Annotated in this window: 11 protein-coding genes and 1 other annotated feature; of the genes, 1 reads left to right on the top strand and 10 read right to left on the bottom strand. The window is 47.8% G+C overall.

Features of this window, described 5'->3' with window-relative positions; all coding sequences use genetic code 11:
• Nucleotides 1-178: 178 nt before the first annotated feature.
• Nucleotides 179-444 (bottom strand) — a binding site (T-box leader).
• Between the two features lie 302 nt (nt 445-746).
• The gene (locus BMW43_RS11925; protein WP_342725544.1) at nt 747-1766 is read right to left on the bottom strand and encodes an asparaginase; all 1020 of its coding nucleotides are present in this window, start codon (nt 1764-1766) and stop codon (nt 747-749) included.
• A gap of 346 nt (nt 1767-2112) precedes the next feature.
• Between BMW43_RS11925 and BMW43_RS11920 the strand changes: the two genes are divergently transcribed.
• Nucleotides 2113-2895, top strand: coding sequence for an epoxyqueuosine reductase (locus BMW43_RS11920; protein WP_091747611.1), 783 nt, complete (start codon nt 2113-2115; stop codon nt 2893-2895).
• Between the two features lie 54 nt (nt 2896-2949).
• Here BMW43_RS11920 and BMW43_RS11915 read toward each other — a convergent pair whose 3' ends face one another.
• From BMW43_RS11915 to phnD, 9 genes are all read right to left on the bottom strand, one after another.
• Entirely contained in the window at nt 2950-4392 is a 1443-nt protein-coding gene (locus BMW43_RS11915) for a PTS mannitol transporter subunit IIBC (protein ID WP_245732414.1), read from the bottom strand.
• Nucleotides 4393-4405: 13 nt separating this feature from the next.
• Nucleotides 4406-5428, bottom strand: a complete 1023-nt coding sequence (locus BMW43_RS11910) for a Gfo/Idh/MocA family oxidoreductase (RefSeq protein ID WP_218140669.1) — start codon at nt 5426-5428, stop codon at nt 4406-4408.
• A 12-nt stretch (nt 5429-5440) separates the two neighbouring features.
• Nucleotides 5441-6124 carry a deoxyribose-phosphate aldolase gene (deoC, locus tag BMW43_RS11905; RefSeq protein WP_245732413.1) on the bottom strand — a complete coding sequence of 228 codons (684 nt, stop codon included), beginning with the start codon at nt 6122-6124 and terminating at the stop codon, nt 5441-5443.
• Between the two features lie 232 nt (nt 6125-6356).
• Nucleotides 6357-7124: a DeoR/GlpR family DNA-binding transcription regulator gene (locus tag BMW43_RS11900; RefSeq protein ID WP_091747608.1), complete on the bottom strand. Its 768-nt coding sequence runs from the start codon at nt 7122-7124 to the stop codon at nt 6357-6359.
• Nucleotides 7125-7284: 160 nt separating this feature from the next.
• Nucleotides 7285-7668, bottom strand: a complete 384-nt coding sequence (locus tag BMW43_RS11895; protein WP_091747605.1) for a bacteriohemerythrin — start codon at nt 7666-7668, stop codon at nt 7285-7287.
• Nucleotides 7669-7904: 236 nt separating this feature from the next.
• The gene (locus BMW43_RS11890) at nt 7905-8522 is read right to left on the bottom strand and encodes an outer membrane beta-barrel protein (protein WP_091747603.1); all 618 of its coding nucleotides are present in this window, start codon (nt 8520-8522) and stop codon (nt 7905-7907) included.
• 180 nt (nt 8523-8702) lie between these two features.
• The gene (locus BMW43_RS11885) at nt 8703-10091 is read right to left on the bottom strand and encodes an amino acid permease (protein WP_091747600.1); all 1389 of its coding nucleotides are present in this window, start codon (nt 10089-10091) and stop codon (nt 8703-8705) included.
• A 202-nt stretch (nt 10092-10293) separates the two neighbouring features.
• Nucleotides 10294-10842 carry a hypothetical protein gene (locus BMW43_RS11880; RefSeq protein ID WP_177173576.1) on the bottom strand — a complete coding sequence of 183 codons (549 nt, stop codon included), beginning with the start codon at nt 10840-10842 and terminating at the stop codon, nt 10294-10296.
• 168 nt (nt 10843-11010) lie between these two features.
• Nucleotides 11011-12924: a phosphate/phosphite/phosphonate ABC transporter substrate-binding protein gene (gene phnD, locus BMW43_RS11875; protein WP_143050615.1), complete on the bottom strand. Its 1914-nt coding sequence runs from the start codon at nt 12922-12924 to the stop codon at nt 11011-11013.
• Between the last annotated feature and the right edge of the window lie 80 nt (nt 12925-13004).

Genomic DNA, 13004 nt, shown 5'->3' with positions numbered 1-13004 from the left:
AGTATAAAAATTAAGAATGATCCGCCTGTGCCAAATCTTTCTGGACGCCGGCAGAAGCTTTATGCTTTGTGACAATACAAAAAAAGCCATTTTCCCGGTAAGGGGCAAATGACTTTGCGGTGCCACCCTTATGGACGCTATGATTTCTCCAAAGAGAACACAAAAGCTATTTCACCCGCTAAGGGGCGAAATAGCTCGCAATGCCACCCTTTTTCGAAAACCTGCGTTTTCCTCTGTTCAGGCACGGGATATTGCTATCCGATACCCTAGCCCGCTAACGTTGGCGTACGGCCCAGCCTACCAATCAAAAGACCTTCGGTGGGCAGCTCACGGGGCCATTCCATAGCACCTTATAGGCCGGTCATTGCACCTTCGGAAACTCCGATCACCGGCTCGCTGAACTAAAGGGGAAAGCTATGTACTCATCCCGCTCAATGCTGTTATGCATGCAGTTGTTATAGAATATGATATCCTGTAAAATACTGTATGTCAAGAAGAAATCTATTGTATCATAGATGCTATCGATCGGCCAACGGTGTAAAGCACCAGCATGCTGGTAAACAAAATAACCGGATGGGTACGCCATTTATAAGTTTTCATTCCAATCACCTCGCTCATATATGTAAGGATAAAAAACAATTATGACAAGGCTGTGACAAACAGCCCTTATTGTCTTTGCTTTTAGTATGCCCTGTCGCCGGGAGATTTATTCCCCTAGGGTGTGAAGACACGCCCTAGACTTTTTGCTAATACTCCCAGAAAATTGCTTGAATCTCCTCCAGACTAGCGGTCTGGGTTAATGCCAGCATCAGCAAAATCCGGGCCTTTTGCGGATTCAGGTTATCGGCGGCAATAAACCGGTACTGATCATCATCGACGGCTCCATTGCGGGTAACTACACCGCTGCCCACCCGTGTACTCCGCACCACGATAACACCTTGCTTCTGAATCACGCCCAATACGTCTTTCATGTGCTTTGACATATTGCCATTGCCAAGTCCGGCATAGACAAGGCCTTTGGCGCCGGCCTCAGCAGCCGCACAAGCCAAGGTACCCCGGTCATTGACATGACCGTAAATAATATCCACCTGCGGCAGCTCTTTTATTTTCTCAATCGGAAAGGAAGTCATATACGTATGCTTGCGAATCGGCATCCGGTAAAAATAGGGCGTGCCATCCACGACATAGCCAAAATTCCCCACATCCGGCGTCTTAAAAGTATCCTGCAACGCTGTATTGGTCTTGGTCACCTCGCGGCTGCAATGAATAGTATCATTTAAGGTAACCAGCACTCCTTTACCCCAGGACTGGGGGCTGGACGCCAAAATAACTGCGTTATACAAATTCATCGGCCCGTCACAGCTAAGCGAAGTGGATGGGCGCATCGCACCGACCAGAACCACCGGCTTTTCACTGTTGACCACCAGATTTAAGAAATAAGCCGTCTCCTCCAGCGTATCAGTACCATGGGTGACAACCACTCCGTCCACCTCTTCCCGCTCCAGCAGACTGCTGATCCGTCGCGCCAGCTCCAGCCAAACTTCATGGGTCATATCGGCACTGTCCAACTGAACAAACTGTTCACTGGTGATATTGGCAATCGTCTTAAGCGGACTGATTTGACTGATAATATCGTCGACCGTTAAAATAGCCGACCGATAGCCGGTTGTGTCGGTCGAAGAAGTTGATACGCCGGCAATGGTGCCGCCTGTAGCTAAAACTACAATGTTTTTCATACTTTCATTCCCTTCAGATGTACATAGTATACACCTAATTCAATATTTTTTCCATATTCGATATATCACTATACATAAAAATCCCGCAAAATCATTTTCATCCCTAGTGGTTCGCCAACGTAAAAAGTGCAAATTAATTTGCGGGAATTTTTCCGCAAGGCAAGGCGGAGGAGACGCACCTATCGAACATAGGTAAGTCGACGACAACGAGGCCTTACGGAGAAAGTACCGTAAAGGAATTGTAGTTTCAGCGCTGGTGGACCACTAGTTTCCTACCGAAAAAATTATACAAATTCTGTCTAATAGCTTACAATGAAAGGAAAGCAGAAGGCAATACCCAGAATTTTTTTATAAACCAGAGGAGGTCCGATGAATCATGCAATTAAACGATATTCAAAGCCTCGTGTATAGCTTCGTTGCCACCAGTCCCCTCAACTGTTTGGAGGAACTGCAGTCACTGAAGCTGTATGGTGATCCGTTGGTCGGAATCGCCAGCGCCGGCGATCCCTATTTTGATCGTCTTAAGGACCAGGGCGCCATCGGCAGCCACCATCTTTCACCGGTTGAATGGCTGCCTGGCGCCGTATCGGTTATTTCTTATTTTCTTCCGTTTACCGAAGAAATACGCCGGCCAAACCGCCGCCTGGGAATAGCCGCCCGAGAATGGCTGTACGGCCGTATAGAAGGTGAACTCTTCAATAATACCCTGCGTCGACATCTGACAGATACCTTTCGCCAAGCCGGCTGGCAGGCGCTTGCCCCGGCTCTCGATGAACGCTTTGCCGTTTTGGAACGGCGCAGCAACTGGTCGGAACGGCATGTCGCCTTTATCGCCGGTCTGGGGACCTTCAGCCTGAGCCGTTCACTCATTACCCAACAAGGTTCAGCCGGCCGCTTCGGCAGTCTGATTGTCGATGCTTACCTGGAGCCAACACCCCGCCCTTATGAAAGGGTCGATGAATACTGCACCAAATGCGGTGCCTGTATCTTACGCTGTCCCCCGCTGGCCATCAGCGAAGCGGGCAAGGACAACACAGTCTGCGCCGAATATCTTGACCGTGTCCTGGCCCGTTACCGTCCCCGTTACGGCTGCGGCAAATGTCAGACAGGTGTCCCCTGCGAAGAAAAAATCCCCGTTACATCCACAAGAAGGGCATAGTAAAACAGGAAGACCGGCTCTACATCACCGGTCTTCCTGTTTTATATTATAAAATCATTTTATATGGCGCAGCATTTCTACAATTTCATCATACTTAGGACTGACAAGAAAATTTTCGATCGAAACATGTACGGCCTCCGGCCTTCTTTGGCGCGCCTGCTCAGTCAATGACTTATGAGTTACTACCAGTTCCGCATCCTCGGGGATATCCTGAATCGCTACATTTTTCACTTCTATTGCCAGGCCGGCTTTTTTGAGTTTATCCTTCAGCAAGGAAGCTCCCATAGCGCTAGAACCCATTCCAGCATCACAAGCTACGATAATCTTTCTTATCGACTTACCGGTAAGGTTAATCTCACCGGCCTCCGATATAACCGCAGCATCGCTTTTTCCGGCCTGTTTCATAGCATCTTTTTTCTCAATAGCTTTTGTCAACCCGTCTTCATTCTCTTTATCGGGAAATGCCTTTAAGATAATCGAACCGACAACAAAAGATACGACTGTGGACACTCCCATACCAAACAGGATGGGTAAATAATCGGTAGGAGCCGCCACTGCCAGTACGGAAAAATAACTCCCCGGCGAAGCGGTAGCGACCAAGCCGGTATGAAAGAGTTGAAAAATAAAGGTTCCGGATACCCCACCGGCAATGGAGGCCAGAATCATGACCGGTTTCATGAGAATGAACGGGAAATACGGTTCATGGATGCCGCCAAAGGCATGAATGATCGCAACGCCGGGAGCAGTTTTCTTGGCGATTCCGGTGCCAAAAAAGGTATAGGCCAGCAATACGCCAACACCCGGACCGGGATTGGGCTCCAGCATGAACAAAATGGACTTGCCCGCCGAGGCAGCCTGCACAATACCGAGCGGGCCTAGAATCCCGTGATTGATGGCATTATTTAAAAACAAGACTTTAGCAGGTTCAATAAATACACTGGCCAGAGGAATCAGTCCATGGTCAATGATTACTTTTACCCCGGCAGATAAGACTGCATTAATCGCCTGAACACAAGGCCCGATCGCAAAAAAAGCCAGCAGGACTAAAAAAATCCCCAATATGCCGCAGGAAAAGTTATTAACCAGCATTTCAAAACCGGGGCGAATGTGCCCGTCAAACAGTTTATCGACTTTCTTCATACAAACGGCAGCTAACGGTCCCATAATCATAGCGCCCATGAACATAGGAATCTCCGCACCAACCACGACCCCCATCGTCGCTGCCGCCCCGATCACACCGCCCCGATCGCCATACACCATTTTACCACCGGTATAGCCGATCAATATTGGCAGCAAAAATTTTAGCATCGGACCGATTAACTGGGCTATTTTTTCATTTGGATACCACCCTGTAGATAGAAAACAAGCTGTAATTAATCCCCACGTGATAAAAGCACCGATATTCGGCATAACCATACCGCTTAAGTAACCGCCAAACTTTTGCACCTTTGCTCTTATACTGCCTTCAGGCATTTGTACAACTGCTTGCTGCGCCATTCTCCGGCCTCCTCTATTTTATTAATTCTATAATTTTCTTTTCTACAATGGATTGATTGCCCGCCTTCACCACATATACCGCCATTTTCCCATCAAAGCCGCTTACCGCAACCGGAGTGTTATCCAGAATGGCATTAACAAAACTGATATCTTCGGCAATATAGGCATCTTTAAACAAATAGGTCCAGCTATGCATGGTAGGACGCTTCATAGCCTGATGCCGTGTACAGGTAAGCAATTTTTTCTCGTGCATGTCCCCTATGCAAATCACACCGTCTGTGCCTAGAATCTCCACTCTGGCATCGTAGCCGTACTGCACGTACATGGCGCCATCGATGCACCCTTGCATTCCATTCTCAAATTCCATATTCATAATCACGTTGTCATAAAAATCCGGATAGGTATTAGCCACCTCCTTATTCCGGAAATTGCCGCCAATGGCAAACACCCGCTTTACCTCACTGCCGGTCAACCAGCGCAAGGTATCGATATCATGGCTGTTTACCTCGGCCAAAGGACCATTGCTCTTGGCAATGTCAAACATCCATTCCTTCGGTTTGCTCGGTCCCCTGGTTTGAGACTTAACCAAAACGATCTCCCCAATCTCCCCCTCTTCGATCATTTTCTTCGCTTCCCGAAAGCTCTCGTCAAACCTTCGCATAAAGCCGATTTGCAGCTTTACCCCGTTTTGGTCGGCAGCGGCAATCATTTCATCACACTCCGCGACGTTCATCGCCATCGGTTTCTCACAAAAAATATGTTTTTTAGCGCCAGCTGCCGCTACGGCAATTTCCCGATGATATTTGGTGGGGCAGGCGATAAGTACCGCATCCACTTCCCGGTCCAGCAAGACCTCCCGGTAATCCTGATACCATTTGCTAATACCCAGTTCTGCGGCAGCAGCCTGTGCTGTTGCCGCTACCGGATCGCATACGGCAACGATAGCGCCTCGCGGTACGCTCTTACTATAATTATGGGCATGAATCATGCCGGCCCGGCCGGAACCAATTAAACACACATTGACCTTTTGCATCATCAACCCGTCCTTTTATTCGTTGTGAGCCTTCATATAGGCTTCTATAATCTCCACTCCGGCGCTGGTCCCCAAACGCTCCGCCCCGGCTTCTACCATTTGCAGTGCAGTGGCCAGATCGCGGATACCGCCTGCCGCCTTTACTTTCACCGCAGCGCCGACAGTATGTTTCATAAGCGCCACATCGGCTACAGTGGCCCCGCCCGTACCAAAACCGGTGGACGTTTTAATAAAGTCCGGCCGGACCGTCAAAGCGGTTTTGGCCAGAAACAGTTTTTCATCTTCGTTCAAATAACAGTTTTCAAAAATCACTTTGGATATTACGTTCTTTTCACGGCACAAGCTTACAATGCCCTGCATTTCCTTTTCGATATATTCATAGTTCTTATTCTTCAACTCACCAATATTAATGACATAATCGATTTCATCTGCGCCTTTGGCAATAGCATCCTGAGTTTCAAACAGTTTACATTCCAGCGTAGTCTGCCCCAGCGGGAATCCAACCGCCGCCCCGACATGCACCGGTGAACCGGCAAGCAGCCTTTTGCAGCGCTCAACCTGCGCCGGATTGATGGCAACCATTTTAAAATTGTATTGTCGCGCTTCATCGCATAGCTTTTTGAACATGTCTTCATCAGCGAAGGCTTTTAAATTTGTGTGATCCACCATACCTGCTAATTGCTCAATTGACATTTTCATACATACAACCTCCTGTATTGGTTATTAAACTTTCATATATTTTCATTTTGTTTTATTTGCTTTTATTATAACAGCTAGTTTTTCATTTTGCAAGAATTAAAAAGAAAATAAAAATAGTTTTGTAAATTATTAGTCGTTTTATCTTTCTATGCTCATATTTAACGAAAAGCCAAGTCGCCAACAAAAAAAGCCATTACCTGGCGCGGTAACAGCTCGTTTTCTTCCTATGAAATTATTCACTGATAATAATATTTCCCCCGGCCTCACTAAGGCTTGTCTTCACCTCATCCGAAATGCCCTGATCCGTAATGATAAAGTCAAAAGTGTCGGCTTTGCCAAACGAGCACAATGTCCTTTGTCCCACTTTCGAACTGTCACACAGCAAATACACCGTCTTGGCAATTTCAATCATTTTACTTTTCATTTCCGCCTGCTCCAAATTAGGCGTTGTAGCTCCCTTGGTAACCGAGAGAGCATTGGCCGACATAAACAGCTTATCAACGGTTAGCATATCCAAAAGACGAATCCCCGTCATCCCCACTGTGCACTCAAAGCTATTCCGTACCTTACCGCCGATCAGGATCAAGGACAGTTCTTTATTCCGCTGCAATTCCATACCGATTTTCAGATCATTGGTTATGACCGTAATATTCGAAGCGGTGCTTAACTCCTTGGCTAATTCAAATGTCGTCGTACCGGAGTCAATGATAATAACATCGCCTTCTTCAATAAACTCCCTGGCCTTGCGGGCAATCTGCATCTTTTGTACTAAGTTTTTATCTTTTCTCTCCTGGATCGAGTCTTCGGAATGAACGGCTGCATCCCGGATGATGGCTCCTCCATGGGTGCGGTTTATATACCCGAGAGCTTCCAACTCCTTCAAATCGGTTCGTATCGTCGTACCGGTCACCGAAAAAGCTGTCACTAATTCGTCTACAGTAACCCTGGTTTTTCGCCTCAGTAATTCCATAATTTTATTTTGTCGTTCTTCTGCAAACATACCAAAACCCCTATTTATTATTCCTTATTACATCGTACCCACTGTCGTTTATCCATAAACATCAAATAAAATTCTACTTTTCGGCCCGCGGAGCACCTCATTTCACTTACAACAGAAGGGCCCACTGTTATCAAGCAGTTGAGCCCTCAATACGAATCTCTTATTGTTTATATTTCATATCGACTGTTTCCACATGATACAGGAACCAATTATTAAGAAACGGAACTATTTGTCTGGCCTTGCTATACTCGCCTCTCTCAATGTAGGCTCTGCATTCCCTGACCTTTTCCAGATACAGTTCGTGTTGTATGGACTGTATCTCCAGATCACTGCTATCTATTTCCCGCAAAAACTGTTCCTCACGACAAAAATGACTCTCGGCATGCTGGACAAGCTCATTTAGCAACAGGCTGATCAGACTCTGGTTCTGCTGCAAAGTCACTAGCTCATGTAGATGGCCAATCAGCTCCGTCATCTTCTGGTGATCGGCATCCATAGTGGGATTATTTACACTAAAGTTGTCATTCCAAACTTTGAATGTCATAATAATACCCCCTCATGTAATTGTCGTACTACATACATTATAGATGCAATGAAAAAAATCCTGCTTAAAAATTCAAGCAGGCTGCGAATTTTATCATTTATTTTTGGACAAACAACGGGCTGCCCTGCATTGTCACTGCCAGGGCAGCCCTGCTTTCCACTCCGGGTATTTAGGGAACCACTGATTTATTCACACCGCGCAGCCAGGCAGGCTCATTAAATCAGCGGTTCCCTAGCTTATAAGGAAAGCGTCACGCCGCCGACCAGACCTTTGGCCGTAACGTCGCTCTTCGTGTCGTCGTTAAAGATGACTCCCTTATATTTGGTATCACGGTAACCCAGGTTCAGTTTTGCATTATCCGTCATGCTGTAGCTAAGTCCCAATTCATAACCGGAAACACGGGTGCCGGTGCTTAGAACACCGTAAGCTTTAGTCTTAGGCGCAATCGGCAGGCTGCCGGCTACTCCTACAACAACCCCATTACGTTTGGAGCCTCCGTCCGCCTGGGTCTGCGTCACACCGCCAAATAAAGATACGTTGGCAATGGTGTCAATCATGTTATTGACCAGTAAGAGCTGCTGCGCTTTGATGTCGCTGCTGCCATGCAACGGGTTATCGGTTTTAAAATCATTGTATGTATACTGACCGGCGTAGCCAAAACCAACCCCAACGGTAAGCGCGTAACCGACATTTTGTTTACCGTCCACTTTTCCATTGTCGCTGGACAAATCCGGGGAACCCATATTCAGATCAAGCGATACATGGCCCAAAGAATAACTCGGCATGGGACTGGCGCTGCAAACCGCAGTAGTAGCAAGCATCAGCCCGCACAGAATACCTAGCATTTTTTTCATAAGTAAAAAATCTCCTTTTCAGTAGTCTCATAGATATTTTACACTACCATTATTATAATTCAATAATAATCATAGACTACCATATTACTTATGTCAACTGTAACGTCTGTCGTAAAAATCTGGTAATGCCACCTGCCGCCGAAATTCCTATGGCTAGACAAAGGGTGTCAAGACTTCCTGCTACTTCAGCTCCGCCAGATCGTCCTTTTTATTCATCCCCAGACCATAGTACGATGCAACAACCAGTCCGAACCAGACTGGAGCAATATACAGGGCGACACGGGTGTCGGTATCCATAAACATGACAAAGACGACAAAAAGCAAGAATACCAGCCCGGCCCAGGTGGAAAATGGCGTGTGCGGCATTGGGTACTTAATCTGCCCGACCTGTTCGTCAGTCAATGTCTGCCGGTATTTTTTCTGAACCAGCAGGATTACCCCCCAGATCCAAAGTGCTCCAAAGGTGGCCACACTGGTAACATAGGTGAATACATGAGCCGGGATCAAATAATTAAGCACCACGCCAATCAGCAAAAAAACGGCCGAAACCAGAATCCCCCGTACCGGTACCTGGTCGTTGCTCAACTGACGGAAAGCGGCAGGCGCTTTGTCCTGCAAAGCCAGATTATACAGCATCCGGCCGGTACTGAACAGTCCGCTGTTGCAAGAGGAAAGTGCAGCCGTAAGGACCACGAAATTAATGATACCGGCAGCCGCCCGGATGCCAAGCTTATTAAAGGTAAGCACAAAGGGACTGCCCATCGTGCCGATTTGGTTCCAGGGATACAGCGACATGATGACAAACAGCGCACCAACATAAAAAATCAGGATACGCCAAAACACCTTATCAATGGCGGCAGGCAACGACTTTTCCGGATTTTTCGCTTCGCCGGCTGTTACGCCGACCAGTTCAATACCCAGATAGGAAAACATGACCATTACACAGGCCATCGCCATCCCTTCCACCCCATGAGGGAAAAAACCCTGATTAACCCAGAGATTGGATATGCCGATCGCCACACCGCCATTGCCCAGGCCAAATAGAATCATACCCGCTCCAATGACAATCATCGCCAGGATGGTAACTATCTTGATCAGCGCAAACCAGAACTCAAACTCTCCAAAAGCACGGACGCTGATGATATTTACACCGGTCATTGCCACAAGCGCCAACAGCGCCGGAATCCACTGCGGTACTTCCGGCAGCCAGTAAGTCACATACACTCCGACGGCGGTAATTTCAGCCATACAGGTAACCACCCACATAAACCAGTAAGTCCAGCCGGTAATATAGCCATACACCGGTCCTAAAAAAATATGGGCATGGGCGCTGAACGAACCGGAGACCGGATAAGCAACAGCTACTTCGCCTAAAGCCCGCATAATATAAAACATAATAAGTCCCGCCAGCACGTACACTAGCATCAAAGACGGTCCGGCCGTCTTGATGGCGGCCCCTGAGCCTAGAAATAAGCCAACACCGATGGCTCCGCCCAGCGCGATCAACTGAATATGCCGCTCCTCCAGACCGCGATGCAGTTCTTCCTGCAAAGCACTTTCCCTTTTCATGGCAATCTCCCCATTCGTTCAAAAAAGTAACTCCAGTTATTTATATTAACACAACACCGATTTCCTGTCATTATTTTCCGCAGCTTATTTTAGAAAATTCAGCCTTCTTCATACTGTTTTTTCAATATATTTCTATTCTTTGTTCATTTAAAAAACACAAAACCCTTTCTTTATTCTTAAAACTAACAAAAAACCGGATAGATCAAGATTTTGATCCATCCGGCAGTTTCTCACTCTCCGGCGGCAGCGGCTTAGCCGCCGGCTGCAATACGGCAAACGTCCCGCTGCGTCGTGGCTGTCGCTCCTCCTCTTCGGTTAGCTTAATATAGCCCCAGGTTGCCACCAAATACCAGGGAACAAAGGGAGCAATCGAATCAATCAGACCGTTGGCCAGCGACAGGATTCCCAGTTTGGTAATGGTCTGGCAGAACATCATGCTATACAACATGCCCATAACCGTATAAACATAACGGTATACAGTCTCTGACGGCAGAAAATAAAAATACAGCATAAAAAAAACCGTCCAGGCAATCGGGGCCATAAAGTGTATGCCGAACAAGCCAAAAGGTTCATAATTAATGTACCGGAACTCACCAATATAATTGGCAAAGCTAACTACCAAAATATCGGCCAGGCCGCCAAAGATCATGCCGTAAATAGCCAGACGGCGAATATCCCGACGGGGAACCAGGGCTACCAGAATCACCGTGAAACCGATGGTATAATAAAACGGAATTAAATTTGCCGTCATATGTTATCCTCCTTGCAAAAATCCGCTTTTTTCTCAATTTATACTATTATAACCACCGGGCCCGCACCTATTCATGTGCTTCTTACGCCCTCCCGGCAAATCCTTCAAAAAACCACAAAGGACAATCTAAAAAAGATTGTCCTTTGCGCATTCGCTATTTTCCGTTGTTTACCGGCTGCTATTGGCGACCTTTCTGATCACATCATAGTACTCGTCTTTCGCTTCAATAAATCCAGTCAGCCCGCTGCGTTTCATAATTGCTCCCATTTCGCCTTGTGCCGTCATCGCCATCAGGGCTTGCTGTATCTGCCGTATAATTTCCGGCTCCAGGCCCGGACGTGCTGCAATGGCGTCCTTGGGGATAGGTTCCGTCTTGGTGAGAATGCGCAGATTGTCCACCGGCCGGCCGGCAAGTTTCGCGGCATCGACCGCTTCCGAATAGGTCCCGCCGGCATCAACCGTTCCGTCCAGGACGGCCTCGATAACCCGGTTGTGGCTGCCAAGGAACACCGATTCACTAAAGAAGTGTTCCGGATCCTTACCAGCCTGTAGCAGCATCGCCCGGGGATAAATATAACCGGAAGCCGATTGCTTGTCCACAAAGGCAAACCGTTTATTGCGCAGGTGTTCCAGCGACTGAATATCACTGTCCTTGCGGGCAACAATGTATCCGACATAGGATGCATTGTTATTGACTACCGTGGTAACCAAGGGGGTCACATTGCCTTTCGATTTGGCCGAAACATAGGCAAAGGGAGAAAACCAGCCTAAATCGATGGTATTATGCAATAAAGACCGCCCCAGCGAATCGTAGTCGGAAACGATAATGACACGAACCTGGAGGCCCAGTTTCCGCCCCACCGCTTCCAACAGCGGCGTATAGTTTTCCTTAATATTCTGAGGGTTAGTAAAAGGATTAAACCCGAACACCAATTCATTTGCCTTTTTAAAGTGAACAGCCACTTCCTGAATTTTATCCACCGTAGCCGTCATCTGCTTGGCATGGGACAGAATTTCTTCCATGCTTTTTTCCTGCTGGGCAATGCTCTGCAGCGCCTCCTGCGTGCCGCCGGCGATTTCCACGGTGGCCGAGCCGATGCTTTCCACAGCAGTGGCCATTTGACCGGTGGTTCTTTGCTGATCTGTAGAAAGCTGGCACAGCTTGGCTACCGTTTCCTCAATCTGCTGAACCCGTCCCACGACCACCTGCATCCCTTCGGCCGAAGCTTTGGCCATCTGCCCGATTCCTTCAATTTTTGTCTTGCCGCTTTGCATACTGGCTGTGGCAGCCTGCGTCTTGGCGGTAATATCTTTTACCGTTTCCTCAATTTCCCGGCTTACCGCTTCACTTTCCCCGGATAATTTCCGTACCTCTTCGGCAACCACCGCAAAGCCACGCCCGGCTTCACCGGCTCTAGCCGCTTCAATAGCCGCATTCAAGGCCAATAAATTGGTCTGGCTGGCAATGCCCTGGATTTTGCCGACAAATTCACCGATTTTTTGTGACGCTGCAATTAATTCATCCATCGCCACTACCGAGTCCTGCACCACCTCTGCCACCTCCAGCATACTATTGCTGGATTTGACAATTTCCCGCTGATTATGCACCGTCAAGCTACAGGACTCTTGACATTGCTCCAGCGCCGCTTGGGAAGCATTGGCAACTACAGCCGAATTGGCGGCGATTTCCTCTACCCCCGCCGAAGTTTCCTCGGCACTGCTGGCGGTCGTTTCACTTTCCCGGGCAATGTCATGGGACATGTTCGTCATCTTTTTTAAGGCTGTGCTGCTTTGGCCGACAACCCAGGCCAATTGTTGGGAAATAAAAGACAATGATTCCGCAATTCCATACATATCAATCGTTTCGTCCTGGGGCACAACAGCTTCTTTGCGCTCTGACGCTACAGGAACTTCCCTGGCTTCTTCAGGCGAAAGCCGGGACAAGATGACACCTGCCACGGTTGCCAGGCAAATGACTACACCAACAGACCAAAAAAAGCTCGCTTGTTGCGCTATAACAGCAGCCAACACTCCCGTAACAATTAAAACCGTAACAAAACAGCCGATCAATTTCGTCTGCAATGCAACCTCTCCTCTACTCCTGGTATACTTTATACATGCCTCTGCATGCGATGGCTGAAAAGACTTCTGTCGCCCGGCTT

This window comes from Propionispora vibrioides, assembly GCF_900110485.1.
GTDB classification, from domain to species: Bacteria; Bacillota; Negativicutes; order Propionisporales; family Propionisporaceae; genus Propionispora; species Propionispora vibrioides.
Note: the sequence above shows the minus strand (reverse complement) of the source record. Positions and strands in the feature narration are given on the sequence as shown.

Excerpts from the sequence above, each read along its gene's own strand:
- BMW43_RS11890 (WP_091747603.1), bottom strand. The coding sequence starts at position 8,522 with ATGAAAAAAATGCTAGGTATTCTGTGCGGGCTGATGCTTGCTACTACT.
- BMW43_RS11910 (WP_218140669.1), bottom strand. The coding sequence starts at position 5,428 with ATGATGCAAAAGGTCAATGTGTGTTTAATTGGTTCCGGCCGGGCCGGC.
- BMW43_RS11920 (WP_091747611.1), top strand. The coding sequence starts at position 2,113 with ATGCAATTAAACGATATTCAAAGCCTCGTGTATAGCTTCGTTGCCACC.
- deoC (WP_245732413.1), bottom strand. The coding sequence starts at position 6,124 with ATGAAAATGTCAATTGAGCAATTAGCAGGTATGGTGGATCACACAAAT.
- BMW43_RS11915 (WP_245732414.1), bottom strand. The coding sequence starts at position 4,392 with ATGGCGCAGCAAGCAGTTGTACAAATGCCTGAAGGCAGTATAAGAGCA.
- BMW43_RS11880 (WP_177173576.1), bottom strand. The coding sequence starts at position 10,842 with ATGACGGCAAATTTAATTCCGTTTTATTATACCATCGGTTTCACGGTG.
- BMW43_RS11895 (WP_091747605.1), bottom strand. The coding sequence starts at position 7,668 with ATGACATTCAAAGTTTGGAATGACAACTTTAGTGTAAATAATCCCACT.
- BMW43_RS11900 (WP_091747608.1), bottom strand. The coding sequence starts at position 7,124 with ATGTTTGCAGAAGAACGACAAAATAAAATTATGGAATTACTGAGGCGA.
- BMW43_RS11885 (WP_091747600.1), bottom strand. The coding sequence starts at position 10,091 with ATGAAAAGGGAAAGTGCTTTGCAGGAAGAACTGCATCGCGGTCTGGAG.